The sequence below is a fragment of the Shewanella sp. AC91-MNA-CIBAN-0169 genome, from assembly GCF_040310165.1.
Taxonomy (GTDB): domain Bacteria; phylum Pseudomonadota; class Gammaproteobacteria; order Enterobacterales; family Shewanellaceae; genus Shewanella.
Map to the genome: position 1 here is coordinate 114,743 of NZ_JBEOPM010000011.1, position 19,056 is coordinate 133,798.

Sequence of the window (19,056 nt, forward strand, 5' to 3'; positions counted from 1 at the left end):
TATTATCATTTTTGCTCTGCTATCTACGTTGCATTGACTTACAATAGATCGACAGTTGATGAGTCAATGCACCTTCGTTAGCAACACAAACGGCAAGTTTGATTTGCAGATGCGAAATAAACCCGTTGTTATCGATTACCCTAGCTCTTATTCGGCTTGAGGCTAATCATTAAATCTACATCAATGACTACATTGTTTTTATTAAGGTTCGAACAGAAAATGATAACCACTTCCGCTATCTCAACCATTCGCGAACATGTTAAGACTTGGCGCAGCAAAGGCGAAACGGTTGCTTTTGTGCCTACTATGGGTAACTTACACCAAGGTCACATTACCTTAGTGAATGAAGCTAAAAAGCGCGCAGACCATGTGGTGGTATCTATTTTTGTTAATCCGATGCAATTTAGTGCCAATGAAGACTTAGAGGGTTACCCACGCACACTCGCACAAGATAGCGAAAAGCTAATGTTTGCCGGAACAGAACTACTCTTCACTCCAACACCTGAGATTATTTATCCCAAAGGATTGGCACAGCAAACATTTATTGAAGTACCAGAAATTGGTGATGAATTATGCGGTGCAAGCCGCCCAGGTCATTTTCGTGGTGTGGCCACTATAGTTTCCAAATTGTTTAATATTGTTCAACCTGATATCGCCTTATTCGGCCGTAAAGATTTTCAACAATTGATGATTATCAAAACCATGGTTGAAGATTTATCGATGCCAATCGATGTAATTGGAGTGGAAACTATCCGAGAAGCGTCGGGTCTTGCGATGAGCTCTCGTAATGGCTATTTAACCACTGAAGAAAAACACTCAGCAGCAACATTAAAACAAGCATTAGACAGTATTGTTAACGCAATTCAACGCGGTGAAGCAATACAACAAGCTATCTCAATTGCCAAAAAACGACTTATAACAGTTGGTTTTACTCCTGATTATCTCGAAGTGAGAAATGCCAATACATTACGCCAAGTAACGGCAGCTGACAGTGAGCTAGTGGTTATTGGGGCGGCGTATCTCGGCAAAGCGCGCTTGATAGACAACGTGTCATTTTCTCGTCATTCAAGTTAGGCACATAGCACGCTTCGCTAAAAAAACATTATTTTTTGGCTTAACTCAATAAAATAAAAAACAAAGATTTTTTATTTTATTGAGATTTCCATTGTCAAAAAACTGGTTTTATCGATAAAATTGAACCATATTTAAGCGTTAGAATAGTATTATCGACGTGATTATAGTTATATAGTTAGCAAAGTATGATTGCCGAGTATTCAATATCCGGTAACGAGTATGGGTAATGTCTTACTTGCGTAGCGTTAAAAAATGCTAATCGGTTTAAGTACATAAGCTCATCAAAACACTAGTTAAATAAGTGAGTTGGCGAGATACAGTAAAAAACAATACCTTTAGCCAAAATACGTAACCGGTGATTGCTTACCATTAGCAGCTAGACATGGTTGTCAACTGTGAGGCTGAATGCATCATCGACAAGGCCTAGTGTCGAAAACGTAAACATGTGATATCAAAATCGTAATAGTGATGACAAAAGGATGTGTGGCCGCATGGCAAAAAGACTGTTATTCATCGTACTCGCCATGAGCACTTTTACTGCTCAAGCCAATACTATTTACAAATGCATGATGGATGAAAAAGTCGTTTTCAGCCAAACAGCTTGCCCTCAGGAATATAGCCAACATAAAATTGAATACCAATTGGGTATAACCACTGAGGTTGACTCGGACAAGCGCGAGCTCAAACAAGATCCCTTAGAAGCAATACTCAATAAACAAACCATTTCTAAAGAGAAATTACTGCAGCTACTTGATGGTGAAATTTATCGCTTAAATCAAGAAAACAGCTATTTTGAAATTTTACGGGCTAGCGAAATACAAAAATTGGATCGTAAGCGTTACTGGCAAACTAAACCTAGAGACGACCCAAGTTACGGCCTAGAATTACAAGAAATTACTACACGCTTCAACGGCCTAATTAAAAATAATACTAATGTTATCCAGATATTAACTAAACATAAAATGAAGATATCTGCTGAAACACAACCAGATGAATATATGAGTAACTAACTCAACTCTTCATCTGCGTTGAGATGCCACGCCACGTTAATCAGGTTTGAATACCCCGATCATGCTACCACTGGTTTTTTGAGGCACTTTAATATCCGTTTGTTGCTCACGATAATCACAGTCAGTACATTCAACCGTTTCAATTCCATTTTCTTTAAACAATAAAATACTGTCTTTAGCACTGCATTTAGGGCATTTAGCCCCTGCAACAAAACGCTTTTTAATTTTGGTCATGATTTACTCAACTTAGTGTTTACTGAATGAGCGGTTAACTCAATAAGGTCTTTACCTGATTTATACGCCTATTTTGCCATGATTAGCCCACATGAGTCCCGTGATTGTGGGAAATAAATCGTAGATGCGATATTATCTGCACCATTATTCTATTCTTAAGTATCAAGTTGTAATTAATGATCAACATAAGCCAAGCTCAGTTAATTCGCGGCAGTAAAACCTTACTCGATGAAACCTCACTGACGATTTATCCCGGACACAAGGTTGGCCTTGTCGGCGCCAACGGTACAGGTAAATCATCATTGCTTGCCTTGATTTTGGGTCATTTACATCTAGATAAGGGTGAATTTAGTTTCCCCTCAGGCTGGCAAGTTGCCTCTGTTGCGCAGGAAACACCGGCATTAGATGTGTCGGCTCTAGAGTATGTCCTCGACGGTGACACTGAATACCGTGATTTAGAAGCCCAACTAGAGAAAGCCCAAACCGACAATAACGGTAATGCCATTGCGCTTATTCACGGCAAAATTGATGCTATTGGCGGCTATGCCATTAAAGCGCGAGCAGGCGCGCTATTAGCGGGCTTAGGGTTTAAAGATGCAGACCAAAGTAACCCAGTAAAAAGCTTCTCTGGTGGTTGGCGTATGCGCCTCAACTTAGCCCAAGCACTATTATGTCGTTCAGACTTATTGTTACTCGATGAGCCAACCAACCACTTAGACTTAGATACCATGTATTGGTTAGAAGGTTGGATAAAATCTTATCAAGGGACACTCATTTTGATCAGTCACGATCGTGACTTTATCGATGGCATTGTTGGTGAAATTGTTCATGTTGAAAATCACAAACTAAATTACTACAAAGGTAATTACTCTTCTTTTGAACGAGTACGCGCCGAACGAATGGCCCAGCAACAAGTCGCCTTTGAGCGTCAACAAAAAGAACGCTCACATATGCAGTCATTTGTTGATCGTTTCCGCTATAAAGCCAGTAAAGCTAAACAAGCACAAAGCCGCTTAAAAGCCCTCGAACGCATGGCCGATTTGTTGCCCTCACAAGTAGACAATCCATTTCAAATGGCCTTTAGAGAACCAGAAGCGCTACCTAACCCATTAGTGGTAATGGAAAATGTCTCTATTGGTTATGAAGATAACACCATCCTGAAACAGGTTGAGTTAAACCTAGTCCCTGGTGCGCGTATTGGTTTGTTAGGTAGAAATGGTGCCGGTAAATCGACACTGATCAAACTGTTATCAGGGCAATTACAAGCTAAAACGGGTAAATACCAACCTAACCCAGGATTGAATATTGGTTATTTTGCTCAGCATCAAGTTGAATTTTTAACGCTTGATGACTCTCCAATGCAACACTTAGTAAGACTTGCACCAGCAAGTGTTCGCGAACAAGAATTACGCAACTTTTTAGGCGGGTTTGGCTTTAATGGTGATATGGCCTTATCGCCAGTACGGCCGTTTTCTGGCGGCGAAAAAGCCCGCCTAGTATTAGCATTAGTGGTTTGGCAGCGTCCAAATTTACTATTACTAGATGAACCGACCAACCATTTAGATTTAGAGATGCGTCACGCACTCACCATGGCATTGCAAACCTTTGAGGGTGCAATGGTCATCGTGTCACACGATCGTCACCTATTACGCTTAAGTTGTAGTGATTATTACTTAGTTGACCAAGGTGTTGTAACACCTTTTGACGGTGACTTAGATGACTATCATCAATGGTTGCTCGATGCCGCTAAACTAGCACAAGCCAACAACAAAACAGATGTTGGCACTGGCGGTGATGCAGTTGATAAAAAACAGCAAAAAAGAATGGAAGCTGAATTACGTCAGAAAGTATCGCCGCTGAAAAAACAACAAGTAAAGTTAGAAACTCAACAGCAAAAAATTAATGCCAGATTAGCCGAATTAGAAATTGAGTTAGCCGATGGCAGCTTATACGAAGCCGAGAACAAAGCTAAAATGACCAATGTTCTCAACGAACGGACTACGCTGACTCAAGCTATGGATGAAAGTGAAATGCATTGGTTAGACATTCAAGAGCAGATAGAGCTTTTCGAGCAAGATTTTCAATAAACAGTTAGTTTTATTTTATTCAAGCCTTAAGTGGTGTTAACTCACACCACTTAAGGCTGTAAGGGATACTGTATGTCGCGGCCTTCTCACCAGCAAACATTTAGCTATTTAATTTGGCATGATTGCGAACAAAATTACTCAACTAATCCCAATTTTTACATAAACTTACAAGACACTTACCAAGTAAATGTGAATATTTTATTATTGGCTCAATACCTTGATCAACAGCATTATGTGTTGACGCCACAACTGTGGGAATTATTGACGGGTATTGTAGATCAATGGGAAGCAAATGTGTTGCAACCTTATCGACGATTACGGCGGATTGCTAAAGCATACTTAGACGGTGAAGAATATCAAAAAATGCTCGATGTTGAGCTCATTATGGAACGTAAATCTCAGTACATGTTATTGCACAAATTGAACTTACTGCAGGGAAAAACGTTAGATACTGAACCTGATAATACTGAGCCGAGCAATATACAACACTACCTTCGCTTATTTGGCTTAGATGAAAGCATTATGACTGAGTTGACCACCCAAACAGGCCTTACTCACTCATAACCCATCATCTGGTTTAGCGACTTGCCGTACGTTGATATACCGCCATGCTACGGCATACCAAGCCGTTCAGCTAGCTAGTTTGAGTCAATTTTTGTGCTAATGCTGTCGCATTTCGGGCGACAAGGCCATAAATAGACAATTGAGGATTAGCCCCCAAACTGGTTGGAAATACCGAACCATCCATCACAGATAAGTTTTCCAGGTAATGTGAATTACCAAAGGTATCAACCATTGACAGCGTTTTATCTTCACCCATAGCACAGCCGCCCATAACATGAGCCGACGCAACGATGGTTTTTAGTAAGCCTAAATCGACATCATTGATAGCCTGCTTTGCTTCACTCCATGAGTTTAAAAATGACAAGCCATCGTGCATTGGTAATACTTTTTTAGCACCAGCAGCAAATTGTAACTCAGCCATCGACAAAAATGCTCGACGAGCACCATCCCAGAAACCTTGGCCTAAAGGATAATCTAATGCAAAGCCGTTATCAGTTAACCGAACCTGACCACCAGGACATTGCTGATTGAAACCATCACGTATAAGCGCAATGGTCACCTGCATTTGGTTAAAGTTAGCCATTAACTGGGCGTGACTAACGCCATAACCAATGGTTTTTGACGCGATTAATACCGGATGAACAGGGGCAACTTCAAGTTTATAACCTAGCTCTCCAGCAGCGCCATCATGCCAGACAAATTCATCGGAATAGATAGATTGTGGCGCTCCACTGTGGCCATTAATTTGCTCATCAAATATCCCGCCTGACAACAATGAAGGGTGTAAGAAGGTTTTGCCTAATTGTTTGTGCGGATCGGGGGTATTAGAACGCATTAAAATAGTCGGGGTATGAATCGCACCGGCACTTAAAATATAATGCCTGGCACTGAAAGTGATGTTCACCGACGTGGGCTTTAAGCCTTGCGTTAAAGCCTGCGCGGTTAAGCCGACAACTTTATCACCTTTATGCTCAAGCTTAATCACTCTGGCGCGTGAAATTAGCGTAGCGCCTTTATCAAGCGCTGCGGGTATGGTGGTAACCAACATTGATTGCTTAGCATTAACAGGACAACCCATACCGCAATAACCAGTATTCCAACAGCCTTTAACATTACGTTTGATGACGGTGTAATCCCAACCTAATTTTTCGCAACCTTCGCGTAATGCACCGTTATTACGGTTAGGTTCATATTGCCATTGTTCAATATTGAGGCGTTTTTCCATTAACTCAAACCACGGCAGTAACACTTGCGAAGATAACCCTTTGACCGACTTTTCTTGTTCCCAAAAAGCCAATGTTTGTTCCGGCGTTCTAATAGCTGTAGTCCAATTGACTGTGGTTGAACCACCTACTGCACGACCTTGGAATATACCAATGCCTTTATCTGCCGTTTTCATCGCAGCAGCCTGCTGGTATAGATTAGGATAAGCGTGGCGCTCTTCCATATCAAAGTCTGTCGATGATTTGAGCGCCCCGCCTTCAATCATAATCACTTTTAAGCCAGCTTCTGTGAGTATTTCTGCTGCAGTACCGCCACCCGCACCGGTTCCCACAATAACCACATCCGCGTCAAAGTGACGATCGATCTCTAAGGTGCTCGCATCGATATGATGCCAACCCGCGCTTAAACCAGTAATAATAGGATCAATAATGGCCAAGGTAATACTCCCTATACAGTAGGATTAATGCGCGTTAGGCACCAAGAAAGTGGGTTTTACATAACGTAAATTTCCCCAATGCTCTGGACAGGCGTAATAGCTTGCCATAATCAATTCACGTAATCCGCCATAAGCGGTGGTTAACATGTCTAAATAGTTATGACGCCAAAACTCTAGCATGTCGATCAATTGCTGAGGTTCTCGCATTAACAGCGGCGTCATACTGCCACTGAGTAGCAACAATCCTAAACGACCTTCGAGTAAATTTAATAACTCCATCAACTCTTGCTGCTGTTCAACAGGCAGGTGGGTAATTGATTGTGAGATAGCATCCAGAGTGCGATTAATAGCAAGCTCTCTCTGACTAGGAACCTCAGGCAATGCGCCATCTAGGAATACCGGGATCAACACACCAAATAATACGCGGTGATGAATATCCTCCGAAGAAGTTGTGATGTTTGGCAAATATAAATTAACGCCTAATGCTAATGCAGCCGTTCCAGCAAAAGCACCAGTGAGAAAGGTACGCCGCTTCATTTACTTCCCCTTGAGTTTATTGTTGTCTATATTTTTTATGTGGTAGAGTGGCATGAGTAACATTTAAACATACGTTTAAATTTTCACAAACAATTACAGAAATATTCCGTCTATGAAAACCTTGTTCACTCCGCCCTGGTGGGCTGCTAGCCCGCATGTGCAAACGATTCTACCATTCCTATTTAAAGTGGCCAAACCAATAACATTTCGGCAAAGGCAAGAGCTACCTGACGGCGATTTTGTCGACTTAGATTGGTTAGGACAGGCCCAGAATGGCCAGCCTATCTTAGTAATTATTCATGGTCTTGAAGGTAACACAGAATCTCACTATGTACGCAGAATGCTGATTGAAGCCAAAAAAGCCAAGCTGGCAGCTGTTGTCCATCATCATCGCGGCTGTTCAGGTGAGCCTAATCGCTTAGCTCGCAGTTATCATAGCGGCGATGTTAACGACTTAGCCTATACCCTAGGGCAACTCAAACACTATTATCCGGACTCACCGCTTTATGCTGTAGGTTACAGCTTGGGCGGTAATGTATTGGCAAAATATCAAGGTAGTACTCAGCAAAATAGCTTACTCGAACGTGCTGTAGTGGTATCAGCACCGTTAACGTTAGGAGCTTGTGCCAAACGCTTGGAGAGTGGCTTTTCAACTCTCTATCAACGTTTTTTGATTAAACGTTTACAGCAAAAAATGCTCGATAAAATTAATACTACAGATTTAACCGAACAAATGCCGATCACAAAAGAGCAGCTCAAAATGCTCAACACCTTTTATTTATTTGACGATAAAGTGACAGCACCATTACACGGTTTTACTGACGTTAATGACTACTATCAGCAAGCTAGCGGCCTAGGTTATTTACAGTATATAACTAAGCCCACACTGGTTATCCACGCTCAAGACGACCCTTTTATGACCGCTGAAGTGATCCCGACCCAAGATCAATTATCGCCAATGGTTGAATATGAGTTACATGAGTTTGGTGGTCATGTGGGATTTATTGCTGGCGGCTGGCCTTGGAAGCCACATTTTTATCTTGAGCAACGTGTCATCGAGTTTATTTTCTCTGAAGAAAATACGCTAACCGAGCCAGACGGATTATCTTCTTCACTAAGTCATTAATAGGAATACACCATGCTTGTGCCTTATGAAGCGTTACTCTCATTACCTCAAGAAGTACTTCAACGTATGATAAAAGAGTATCTATTATCACAACTTGAAGATGGCAGTTTTAGTGACGCCAACGAGCAACAATTAACCAGAGCAATAGAACAATGTAAGCTTGCGCTCAAAAAAGGCGAGTTAGTGGTTGAATTCAGTGAAGATGATGAGTCTATTGCCATTCGGCAACGGGAACACATTTCACGTCCGTCTTTCGACTAGATACAATACAAAAACACTGATTTTGCGACAAAATGATCACATTGTTACCCTTGAATAATTGACCCACGGGTAAAGATTACCGTATAACTAGTGACTGGTTTTTTCGCGTCCACACATTACCTAGGCAAATAACATGTCAGCAAAACATCCTATTATTGCTGTAACCGGCTCTTCCGGTGCTGGCACAACCACAACTACAACTGCCTTCATTCATATTTTTAGACAGCTGGGTATTAATGCCGCATTTGTTGAAGGTGATAGTTTTCACAATTTCACTCGCGCTGAGATGGAAGTGTTAATTAGAAAATCACAGGCTGAAAATCGTAATCTGAGTTATTTTGGACCCGAAGCGAATAATTTCAAAAAACTCGAAGAGTGTTTTACCAGCTACGGCAACACAGGTAATGGTCAAACTCGCAGTTACTTGCATACGTTTGACGAAGCCGTGCCATTTAATCAAATGCCGGGCACATTTACTCAATGGCGTGATTTACCTGCCAATACCGATATGCTCTATTACGAAGGTCTTCACGGTGGTGTGGTAACTGAAGATGCTGATGTGGCTAAACATGTCGATCTGCTGATTGGCATGGTACCAATTGTTAATTTAGAGTGGATCCAGAAGATCATTCGCGATACAAACGATAGAGGCCATAGCCGTGAAAAAGTCATGGGGTCGATTGTGCGCAGTATGGATGATTATATTAAGCACATGACGCCACAATTTTCACGGACTCATATTAATTTTCAACGCGTGCCGACCGTGGACACCTCAAACCCCTTTAGCGCAAAAGACATACCCAGCCTAGATGAAAGCTTTTTAGTCATCCGCTTTCGCGGTATTAATAATGTTGATTTTCCTTATTATCTCAACATGATCCAAGGATCATTTATGTCACGCGTCAACACACTGGTTGTCCCCGGTGGAAAAATGTCATTGGCAATGGAATTAATTTTGACGCCATTAGTGAAAGACTTAATGGATCAACGCTTAGAGCTGCAAAATCTTAATGATATCAAACTCGATTAAGTTTGATTTAAGTCAAAACCACTAATATAGGGGCATCGTGATTTCAAGCGAAAGAACGGCAGTTGATGTGCTTGAAGTGCTAATTCCCCCTTTTTGATCTGTTAGTGCATTAAGCACATCAACGAAACCCAAAAAAGTCGATGTTCCAGCACCCACATCAACTTTTATCTCTTCTGATAAACAAGTGAATACACTGACTGATTGATAATAGTAAATGACTCACATTGCTCACTCAGAGCATTACATCAGTGGGATAACTTCTCGATAAGCTTGATTATTCTGATACTGCTTCAAACGTAAAATAAATTCATCGCTGCGCACAATCTCAGGGTTATCTTTCAACGCATCAATCGCTTTTTTCTGGGTATCTATCGCCGCAGTAAAATCACCCTGTTCGGCATACGCGGCCGCAAGATTATCTAATACCGTCGGATCATTCTGATTATGCTCAAGTAACTTTAACGACATCGATACTGCACGTGAACCATCGCGATATTCCGCTTCAGGGCATGTAGCTAATATCCACGCAATATTGCCCATTGAAACAGCATCTCCCGCAGCACTAAACTGCTCCATTGCTTTACCACAATTACGCACTACGCCATCACCACCAGCGGAATAAATAAACCCTAAACGAAAATGAGCCCACTTATCCCCCTGTGCAACCATTTGCAAATACCATTTCTCGGCAAGTGCTAAATCCCGCGGAATTAATTTGCCGTCAAAAGCTAGGTCAGCTAATGTTTGTTGCGCCTTAATATTTTGCTGTTGCGCAGCAAGATTAACCCAGCTTAATCCTTGCTTGGTATCTTGAGTAACAAATCGTCCGGAAAGGTTCATTAAGCCCAATAGAAATTGTGCGTCTGCATTACCTTGTTTAGCTTTAATCTGAATATGAACCAGTTTACTCGCCGCTTGAGACTCAATAGAGGGCGGGATAACAAATGCTTTTACAGATGAACTAAGTCCACTTAATAAAACAACACAGACAATAACCCCAATTTGACTCAGTTTTTTCACGCATACCTCGACAACTATTTATGAAGCTGATTAAATAACATTAGCTAACTCATGGATCCAACACAATAGACAAATAACATTGGCAACAATTCAATCGTAGTGATGATTAAGACAAATTCACAAAAAAAGTCGACCGCCATCACAAACGAGATAAATTTAATCTAAAATTTAACAAGTTAATATACACTACGCACACTTCTAAATACGATCTCTATCAAAGTTTTCACCGTTTCAATAGCGTAGAATGCTTAATTAGACATTACTTACTTTCATTTTTAATCAATCGAGGAATATCATATGGCTCTGATTGGTAAGCCAAAACCTGACCCAACATTAGAATGGTTTCTTTCACATTGTCACATTCATAAGTACCCAGCAAAGAGTACTTTAATTCACGCAGGTGAAGAGTCTGACACTTTATATTACATCGTCAAAGGTTCCGTCGCTGTATTGATCAAAGATGAAGAAGGTAAAGAAATGATCCTTTCTTATCTAAATCAAGGCGATTTTATCGGTGAACTAGGGCTGTTTGAAGAGCAATCTGAACGTACTGCATGGGTTCGTGCTAAACAAGCATGTGAAATTGCAGAAATTTCTTATAAGAAATTTAAGCAATTGATTCAGGTTAATCCTGAAATCTTGATGAAACTTTCGGCGCAAATGGCCTATCGTTTACAAAGTACTAGTCAAAAAGTAGGCGACTTAGCCTTCCTTGACGTTGCTGGTCGTATTGCACAAACGCTATTACATCTTGCAAAACAACCCGATGCTATGACACATCCTGACGGCATGCAGATTAAGATAACCCGTCAAGAGATTGGTCAAATTGTTGGTTGTTCACGTGAAACTGTTGGTCGTATTTTAAAAATGCTTGAAGAACAAAACTTGATCCAAGCACACGGTAAAACGATCGTAGTTTACGGTACACGCTAAATGACAAAAGGCTAACGACGAATCAAGCAAAATGTTTATGTTTAATCATATAAGCTTCAGCTTGATTTAAGCCAAGATACTTAAAGTGGTGTTCATACTCTGAACGCCACTTTTTTATTTTGGAGCGCCCATGAATAGCTTGTTCTTTACAGCAATAAGCAGCTTAATGGCCATCACCATTAATCAACAAGATATTCCCGCAAAAGAACTCCCTCTGGATCATGACTACGTCCAAAAATTGGTATCTTCTGGTAATATACGTTCATTAGATGATTACTTAACTTGGCTATCGCAGTATTGTGATGGTCACTTAATCGACGCCCAGCTTTATCAACATCAAGATAAGTGGCGCTATGATTTACAATTTAAGCTAAAACAAGGGCATGTTGTTAATCTGCAATTAGATGCAGCTAACGGTATGCAGGACTCATTGACTCAATTACCGAGCGAATGTACTAAACATGAAACTGTTACTCGTTGAAGATAGCCCATTACTGGTTGCTGAACTTGAAAAACAACTCAAGCAAGCTGGTTATATTACGGATGTTACAGACAAAGCTATTGAAGCCGATTATTTGATGAAAGAAACAGATTATGACTGTGTCATTTTAGATATCGGCTTACCCGATGGCAATGGCTTGTCATTAGTGACTCAATGGCGTGAACGTGGTATCAGTACCCCTGTCATTATGCTAACGGCCCGCAGTCAGTGGCACGAAAAAGTTGAAGGTTTTAATGCGGGTGCTGATGATTACTTAGGCAAACCTTTTCATACTCAAGAGCTCCTCGCCCGTATTCAGGCACTTATCCATCGTGCCCATGGGCGGGTTAATTCGTCGTCGAAGCAACTATGTTATGCCGGGGTTAATTTAGACGAAAATGAGCAAAAAGTGACGGTAGGCGGACACGTATACGAACTGACGTCGATGGAATTTAGGTTATTGAAAATTTTCTTAATGTCACCAAAGAAGCTTCTTTCGAAACAGCAGCTTACAGACAAGCTTTATCAATTTGATGATGAAAAAGAAAGTAATGTCGTGGAAGTTTACGTAACACACTTACGTAAAAAACTCGGTAAAACCGCTATTGAAACCCGCCGTGGTCAGGGTTATATCTTCCATGGCATTATTGAATGATTTCAATTCGGTTTAAATTAAGCTTATGGCTCAGTGGCTTAATCATTATTGCCACGCTAATAGGTTTATTTTTATTTGAGTCGATGTTGCGAGATGTCTTTCATGACTCCATTATTAATCGTCTTGAAGAAGATTTAGAACACATCATTATCGCCACCAGACTCGATGATGGTGAGATAGTTATCGACCAAAGCCAACTATCCAGTTTTTATAAACCTGCCTATTCAGGGCGTTATTTCCAATTAAATTTGCCCGACCGTACAATTCGCTCCCGTTCACTGTGGGATGCGGAATTACAGATTGAACAGTTACAAGCGCAGCAGAAAAGAGTTTGGCAGGCTAAAGGGCCAAAAAACAATGATATGCAGCTGTTATCTATCGGCATCGGCGCGCCAAACAGCCACAACACAGCAACCTTGACTGTCGCCCAAGATCTCAGTATTGGACGACGTGTTTTTAGCGAAGTATTTGGCACTAAACTGGCAATTAATATCGGCATGTTATTAGCGATGATTGCCGGTATTTTTATCATTTTACGCCAATCATTTAAACCGGTGAATCAAATCCAAGGGGCGCTGGCTAAATTGCGCGAAGGGGAAATAGCCTCGTTAGCCATTTCACAAATTCCAGCAGAGATCCGCCCGTTAGCCGAAACCTATAATGAGTTATTAGACTACACAGCCAAACAAATTGAACGTAGTCGCAATAACTTGGGTAATTTAAGCCATGGCTTAAAAACCCCATTAGCGGTCATGCAGCAACAAGTTGAAGCGCTCGGGCTCACCCATCCGGATGCCGCTATAGCCATGCAGCAGCAATTAGATTTAGTGCATAAAATGATTGAACGTAAATTGGCTGCAGCGAGGATAACCGGAGACATGCTACCCGCAGCACAACTGGCGGTACCAAAAGATTTTGATAGTTTAATCCAAACGTTACATAAAGTGCATCATCAGCGGAGTATTGATGGCAGCATTGTTAACCCACAACATATTAGTCGTATTCCAATACATCGCGAAGATGGTATGGAGCTGTTTGGCAACCTGCTCGATAATGCCTTTAAATGGGCGAATTCACAGGTTAATGTCAGCGTCGAAGAATTACCTTCGGGAGAGATATTAATTCAGATCGAGGACGATGGTCGAGGCGTAAAGCAAGAACAAATTGTATTATTAACCTCTCGTGGCACACGACTAGATGAAGCCACTATTGGCCACGGATTGGGCTTATCGATTGTTAAAGAGATATGCGACCAATATGGTTTTATATTGCAATTTAGTCGTAGTAAAGCATTACAAGGACTTAATGTCAGTATTTTGATGAGCAACTAAGCATCAGTATATTGATGAGTAACTAAGCTTTTTTTGCCTAAAATAACCAATAAAAAAGACCTAATTGATCACTCAATTAGGTCTTTTTTTGTCCATGCATAAACGTTACATCATTGCATTGGTACTTTCGAAAATCTTGTCAGCTGATGCCGCAACAAAACCAGTATAAAGCTGACCATTATCCATTGGATAACGGCGGGCAAATTCATAGAAACAACTTGGAATTTCCACATCGCCATCAGTAAAGTTAACCACCACTTTATCCGCCATGGTAGAAGATTGCTCTAACAAGACTTCTGGCGATCCTTTAATTTCACCGCCAGAGCTATTTAACACAAACCCAGCCTGCTTTAAGGCTTGGTTTACATCTTCAATACGCTCAAACTCAGGCAGATCGTTAATTGAAACCGTAAAGTGATTGGCACGATATCCCAATGCAGCAACCCAAGCAGCATATTCGCTTTCAGCAAGTAAGGCTTGGTATGTTGCTTTATCTACATCCCAATGACGACCAGAATAAATAAAATTATCTGCAGTGGTTGCCGTTTCATCAACCTGATCGATTAAACCATGGATGCTCTTTTGCAACTCAGGGCTAAATTCTTCTACTAATAGCTCAGAAATAAACACCTTCGGCTGCTTTGGATCCGGATGTTCAAAGTGCTTGGCAATCAGTTTTTTCTGCACAAACTGATAATCGCCACTGTCGACATAACCGATAGAGGTAAAGTGTTTAGCCAATACGCTTAAATTCACCTTGGCGATATTAAAGGTGCGCAAAGCGATATGGTCATTGATAATTGGTGCGCCATGGCCTAATAGCTGATGAATTTTCGCCGCTGAAGGCGTCATCTTAATGTAGTCTTGCCATAAGGCAGCAAATAAAGCATTAACGTCAGTATGCATGGTTAAATCCTTCTAAAATAAGGCTGGTGAACAAAATCACCAGCACGGATCATGCGATGAATTTATCAGTTAAATTGATAAACCAGGGCTTAAAGTAGCAGGTAAGCTTACTGAATCAGCTTCCATTGAAGCGACAGGGTAAGCACAGTAATCAGCCGCATAAAATGCACTTGCACGATGATTACCTGATGCGCCAACGCCACCAAACGGTGCTGCACCTGATGCGCCTGTAATCTGCTTATTCCAATTAACAATCCCAGCACGAATGCGCGCTAAAAAGTAATCGTAATCTTTACGGCTATCGGCTAATAAACCGGCAGATAAACCATAACGAGTCGCATTGGCCAAATGAATCGCTTGGTCAAAATCGCTGTAACGCACTAATTGCAATAATGGACCAAAGTATTCTTCATCAGGTAAATCAGCGACTTTAGTGACATCTATTAAGCCTGGAGTGACTAAACCAGTACCAGCTTCAACTTGCACTAACTCAACTAATGAAATACCACCTAATGACTGAAGTGTCGCCTGTGCGGCAACCATGCCACGTGCAGCGGTTTCAGAAATCATCGAGCCCATAAAAGGTTGTGGTTGAACGTTCCAAGCACCTACTTTAATTTGTTTAATAGCCTTTACTAGCTCTGCGATTAACGCATCACCTTGTGCGCCCTCTTCAATATATAAACGACGGGCACAGGTACAACGTTGGCCAGACGAAATATAAGCAGACTGAATAATGTCATGTACCGCAGCTTTGGTATCGGTAACACCTTTAACGATAAGCGGATTATTACCGCCCATTTCTAAGGCTAAAATCTTACCAGGCAGGCCAGCATATTGTTCATGTAAAATATGCCCAGTACGTGAACTACCGGTAAAGAATAAACCGTCAATTTGTGGATGTGACGCTAACGCTTTACCGGTTTCAACTTCACCCTGCACTAAGTTAACCACACCTTGTGGTAAACCGGCTTTGTCCCAACACTTCAGCATTAGCTCAGCCACTTTAGGCGTTAATTCTGATGGCTTAAATACCACGGTGTTACCGGCCAATAATGCTGGCACTATGTGACCGTTTGGCAAATGCCCAGGGAAATTATAAGGGCCAAATACCGCTACCACACCATGAGGTTTGTGACGTAATACGGCACGTCCTGCTGGTAAATCGTTGGTTTCAGTACCAGTACGTTTGTCATGAGCTTTTGCTGACAATGCGATCTTGCCAATCATAGCGCCCACTTCAGTAGCCGTTTCCCACTGTGGCTTACCGGTTTCTTGAGCGATGGTTTCTGCGATCTCGGCTTTATTAGCTTCTAACTGTGCACGATACGCTTCTACTATCGCTAAGCGAGCTTCATACCCCAGCATAAACCAATCAAACTGCGCCGCACGAGCGGCATCTACAGCTGCATTAACTTGAGAAGCAGTAGCCGTGTTACCTTGCCAAATTACGTCACCGTTGGCAGGGTTTTTTGAATTAATCTCATGACCTTCGCCAGCTAACCACTGACCTTGAATATATTGTGTCATTTCTTGCTCCTACATTGCTAAAACACGAATTTGCTCACTATCGCTCACCAGTAAACCAGCTGCGATTTCAGGGCTGAGCACAACATTATCGTGTTCATCAGAGACCAACAATTTAGCTGCTGACGCACGATAATCAGCAAGCGAGGTGTTGGAGATAATAAAATGATGATCGGCATGTGGCATCTTGCCAACTGAAACGGTCAATAAACGGCTCTTTTTCACTGAGCGGATCTCAGCTAGTGCACATTCAACCGTTGGGCCGCCATCAAAAATATCGACATAATTACGGAACTTAAAACCCTCAGCTTGTAATAAACGTAATGCTGGCTTAGTGTTTTTATGCACTTCACCAATCACTTTTTGGGCTTTTTTAGGCAACATGCAAACATAAACGGGGTTTCGCGGCATCATTTCGGCCATAAAGGCTTTTTTGCCTAAACCAGACAAGTAGTCTGCTTCAACAAAATCGATACCTAAAAAGTGATTTTGTAGCCATTCATAAAACGGTGAATCGCCATGTTCATCACTGACACCACGCATTTCAGCAATAACCGTTTCGCCAAAGCGTTCAGGATGCTGTGCTAATAATAAAAAGCGCGAGCGTGATAACATGCGGCCGTTATTGCCTTTGCGATATCCGTCTTTTAAAAACAGAGTGCACACTTCTGCTGCGCCAGTGTAGTCGTGGCATAATGTGAGGGTTTCAACTTCATTGCGAACAGAAATTTGCTGAGAATGATAGACCTCAGTACCTAAACGGTAATGATAAAAAGCATCTTGCATGCCGACGGCGGCTTCAATACCACAGGTGCCGACAACTTCATTGGTCTTTGTATCTTCAAGTACCATTAAATAACCTTCGTCAAAAGGTTTATCAATTTGCTTGATAAAAGATGCCTCTGCCCTAGCAATCTTCGAACGCAGTAACTCTTCGTTAACTGGTAAAGATGTAAAACCGTGGCCTGACTCAACTGCGATACCATAAAGTGCATCGTAATCACTTGCACGGATAGGACGTATGATTAACATCTTAATCTCCTCATTGCGCCATAAGCGAATCGCGCTGAAATACATTTCAACGCGTATTCACCCAACAGGCGTACCCAAACACATCAGTGCAAGCTAGGCCCGCACTGATTTGTTAATTAACCTGCAACCACTTTTGCTACTGCGCGTTCAAAACGCAATAAGCCTTCTGCGATGTCAGCTTCTGGGATCACTAATGAAGGAGCAAAACGCACAACGTTTGCACCAGCCATCAAACTCATAAGGCCTTCAGCAACAGAAGCAACCAAGAAGTCACGGCTACGACCTTCATACTGTTCATTTAATACCGCACCAATTAACAAACCTTTACCGCGCACTTCACTGAATACGTTGTATTTGGCGTTAATAGCCGCTAAACCATCACGGAATAACTGTTCGCGATGTTTAACTCCGTCGAGTACTTCTTTGGTATTCACTACGTCCATTACCGCATTACCAACAGCACAAGCCAATGGATTGCCGCCATAAGTAGAACCATGAGTACCAATTTTTAAATGAGCGGCAATTTTTGCCGTGGTTAGCATTGCAGCAATAGGGAAGCCACCGCCTAGTGCTTTGGCGCTGGTTAAAATATCTGGCACGATGTCAGTACCCATGTAAGCAAATAACTCACCAGTACGGCCTACACCAGTTTGTACTTCATCAAAAATCACTAATGCGTCGTGCTTGTCTGCTAAACGACGTACTGCTTTTAAGAACTCAGGATCACCATTGATAATCCCGCCTTCACCTTGAAGAGGTTCAAGCATGATGGCGCAAGTCTTGTCTGAAATTACCGCTTCAAGTGCAGCGATATCATTAAATGGCACGTGGGTAATACTTTGTGGCTTAGGACCAAAACCGTCTGAATAAGCAGCTTGTCCGCCAACCGTTACAGTAAAGAATGTACGGCCATGGAACGCTTTATCGAATGCGATGATTTGGTCTTTATCTGCACCATGGTTATCTAATGCATAACGACGAGCTAATTTTAATGCAGCTTCGTTCGCTTCAGCACCTGAGTTAGCAAAATAGACGCGCTCAGCAAATGTGGCATTAACTAACTTTGTCGCTAATTCAAGCGCGGGCTCGTTGGTCATTACGTTTGATAAATGCCATAATTTTTCGCCTTGCTCTTTTAATGCTGACACTAAAGCTGGGTGACAATGACCTAAACAATTTACTGCAATACCACCGGCAAAATCGATGAATTCATTACCTTCTTGATCCCATACTCGGCTACCCGCTCCACGAACAGGAATAACAGCGGCAGGCGCATAATTAGGCACCATAACTTCATCGAATTGGGCACGGGTTAGATTCATTTCTACACTCATTGCATTTCATCCTTCAGGTTGTAAGCGGCTTGAAAGCCGCTGTTTCCGCTGTCTGCTTTATATTCTGTAAGTGCATTAGCGGAAGTTTGTGTTATTTATGCGACATTATTAGCGAAAATGTGATCAAAATACCAGTTCAGTACAATTAACTTCTGCAGGCCTGATTGGCATTCTGCATAAAGATTGAGAAATATGACTAAACAACGCGTTTATTGGGGGGTTATGAAGCATAAATAGTCATAAAAAAAGTTATT

19 protein-coding genes are annotated in these 19,056 nt (G+C 41.7%); 11 read left to right on the plus strand and 8 right to left on the minus strand.

What is annotated here, in order from left to right; genetic code table 11:
- Nucleotides 1-219: 219 nt before the first annotated feature.
- Together panC and AAEY98_RS11430 are read left to right on the plus strand one after the other, a co-directional pair.
- Entirely contained in the window at nucleotides 220-1,074 is an 855-nt protein-coding gene (gene panC / locus AAEY98_RS11425) for a pantoate--beta-alanine ligase (protein WP_351016990.1), read from the plus strand.
- A 491-nt stretch (nucleotides 1,075-1,565) separates the two neighbouring features.
- On the plus strand, nucleotides 1,566-2,084 hold the full coding sequence (locus AAEY98_RS11430; protein ID WP_101085262.1) for a hypothetical protein: 519 nt from the start codon (nucleotides 1,566-1,568) through the stop codon (nucleotides 2,082-2,084).
- A 36-nt stretch (nucleotides 2,085-2,120) separates the two neighbouring features.
- On the opposite strand, the gene AAEY98_RS11435 is transcribed toward AAEY98_RS11430, so the two are convergent.
- The gene (locus AAEY98_RS11435; protein WP_162023862.1) at nucleotides 2,121-2,318 is read right to left on the minus strand and encodes a YheV family putative zinc ribbon protein; all 198 of its coding nucleotides are present in this window, start codon (nucleotides 2,316-2,318) and stop codon (nucleotides 2,121-2,123) included.
- A 176-nt stretch (nucleotides 2,319-2,494) separates the two neighbouring features.
- Here AAEY98_RS11435 and AAEY98_RS11440 point away from each other — a divergent pair, with 176 nt between their 5' ends.
- The gene (locus tag AAEY98_RS11440; RefSeq protein WP_101085260.1) at nucleotides 2,495-4,405 is read left to right on the plus strand and encodes an ABC transporter ATP-binding protein; all 1,911 of its coding nucleotides are present in this window, start codon (nucleotides 2,495-2,497) and stop codon (nucleotides 4,403-4,405) included.
- A 72-nt stretch (nucleotides 4,406-4,477) separates the two neighbouring features.
- A complete protein-coding gene (locus AAEY98_RS11445; RefSeq protein ID WP_351016993.1) occupies nucleotides 4,478-4,969 on the plus strand; it encodes a TIGR02444 family protein in 492 nt (163 codons plus the stop codon).
- Between the two features lie 70 nt (nucleotides 4,970-5,039).
- Here the strand turns inward: AAEY98_RS11445 and AAEY98_RS11450 are convergent, their stop codons facing one another.
- Entirely contained in the window at nucleotides 5,040-6,629 is a 1,590-nt protein-coding gene (locus tag AAEY98_RS11450; RefSeq protein WP_351016996.1) for a GMC family oxidoreductase, read from the minus strand.
- A gap of 24 nt (nucleotides 6,630-6,653) precedes the next feature.
- A complete protein-coding gene (locus AAEY98_RS11455) occupies nucleotides 6,654-7,166 on the minus strand; it encodes a TAT leader-containing periplasmic protein (protein ID WP_124018333.1) in 513 nt (170 codons plus the stop codon).
- A gap of 112 nt (nucleotides 7,167-7,278) precedes the next feature.
- Between AAEY98_RS11455 and AAEY98_RS11460 the strand changes: the two genes are divergently transcribed.
- The 3 genes from AAEY98_RS11460 to AAEY98_RS11470 all read left to right on the plus strand — a co-directional run bounded on the left by AAEY98_RS11460 (nucleotide 7,279) and on the right by AAEY98_RS11470 (nucleotide 9,583).
- Nucleotides 7,279-8,292, plus strand: a complete 1,014-nt coding sequence (locus AAEY98_RS11460) for a hydrolase (RefSeq protein WP_351016999.1) — start codon at nucleotides 7,279-7,281, stop codon at nucleotides 8,290-8,292.
- 12 nt (nucleotides 8,293-8,304) lie between these two features.
- Nucleotides 8,305-8,553, plus strand: a complete 249-nt coding sequence (locus AAEY98_RS11465) for a YheU family protein (protein ID WP_124018331.1) — start codon at nucleotides 8,305-8,307, stop codon at nucleotides 8,551-8,553.
- Between the two features lie 133 nt (nucleotides 8,554-8,686).
- Entirely contained in the window at nucleotides 8,687-9,583 is an 897-nt protein-coding gene (locus AAEY98_RS11470) for a phosphoribulokinase (protein ID WP_351017002.1), read from the plus strand.
- Nucleotides 9,584-9,823: 240 nt separating this feature from the next.
- Here AAEY98_RS11470 and AAEY98_RS11475 read toward each other — a convergent pair whose 3' ends face one another.
- Nucleotides 9,824-10,603 carry a tetratricopeptide repeat protein gene (locus AAEY98_RS11475; RefSeq protein WP_162023866.1) on the minus strand — a complete coding sequence of 260 codons (780 nt, stop codon included), beginning with the start codon at nucleotides 10,601-10,603 and terminating at the stop codon, nucleotides 9,824-9,826.
- 297 nt (nucleotides 10,604-10,900) lie between these two features.
- Here AAEY98_RS11475 and crp point away from each other — a divergent pair, with 297 nt between their 5' ends.
- The 4 genes from crp (at nucleotide 10,901) to AAEY98_RS11495 (ending at nucleotide 14,003) form a co-directional block, all read left to right on the plus strand.
- On the plus strand, nucleotides 10,901-11,536 hold the full coding sequence (gene crp / locus AAEY98_RS11480; protein WP_101085253.1) for a cAMP-activated global transcriptional regulator CRP: 636 nt from the start codon (nucleotides 10,901-10,903) through the stop codon (nucleotides 11,534-11,536).
- A 130-nt stretch (nucleotides 11,537-11,666) separates the two neighbouring features.
- Complete coding sequence (locus tag AAEY98_RS11485) at nucleotides 11,667-12,017, plus strand: PepSY domain-containing protein (RefSeq protein WP_242445083.1); 351 nt, start codon at nucleotides 11,667-11,669, stop codon at nucleotides 12,015-12,017.
- A complete protein-coding gene (locus AAEY98_RS11490) occupies nucleotides 11,998-12,672 on the plus strand; it encodes a response regulator transcription factor (protein WP_101085252.1) in 675 nt (224 codons plus the stop codon). Before AAEY98_RS11485 ends, AAEY98_RS11490 begins: the two co-directional genes overlap by 20 nt.
- On the plus strand, nucleotides 12,669-14,003 hold the full coding sequence (locus AAEY98_RS11495; protein WP_351017005.1) for an ATP-binding protein: 1,335 nt from the start codon (nucleotides 12,669-12,671) through the stop codon (nucleotides 14,001-14,003). Before AAEY98_RS11490 ends, AAEY98_RS11495 begins: the two co-directional genes overlap by 4 nt.
- Before the next feature lie 105 nt (nucleotides 14,004-14,108).
- On the opposite strand, the gene AAEY98_RS11500 is transcribed toward AAEY98_RS11495, so the two are convergent.
- The 4 genes from AAEY98_RS11500 to AAEY98_RS11515 all read right to left on the minus strand — a co-directional run bounded on the left by AAEY98_RS11500 (nucleotide 14,109) and on the right by AAEY98_RS11515 (nucleotide 18,802).
- Complete coding sequence (locus AAEY98_RS11500; RefSeq protein WP_351017008.1) at nucleotides 14,109-14,909, minus strand: DUF1338 domain-containing protein; 801 nt, start codon at nucleotides 14,907-14,909, stop codon at nucleotides 14,109-14,111.
- A 69-nt stretch (nucleotides 14,910-14,978) separates the two neighbouring features.
- A complete protein-coding gene (astD, locus tag AAEY98_RS11505; RefSeq protein WP_351017011.1) occupies nucleotides 14,979-16,439 on the minus strand; it encodes a succinylglutamate-semialdehyde dehydrogenase in 1,461 nt (486 codons plus the stop codon).
- Nucleotides 16,440-16,448: 9 nt separating this feature from the next.
- On the minus strand, nucleotides 16,449-17,468 hold the full coding sequence (gene astA / locus AAEY98_RS11510; protein WP_351017014.1) for an arginine N-succinyltransferase: 1,020 nt from the start codon (nucleotides 17,466-17,468) through the stop codon (nucleotides 16,449-16,451).
- Nucleotides 17,469-17,584: 116 nt separating this feature from the next.
- Entirely contained in the window at nucleotides 17,585-18,802 is a 1,218-nt protein-coding gene (locus AAEY98_RS11515) for an aspartate aminotransferase family protein (RefSeq protein WP_101085247.1), read from the minus strand.
- Between the last annotated feature and the right edge of the window lie 254 nt (nucleotides 18,803-19,056).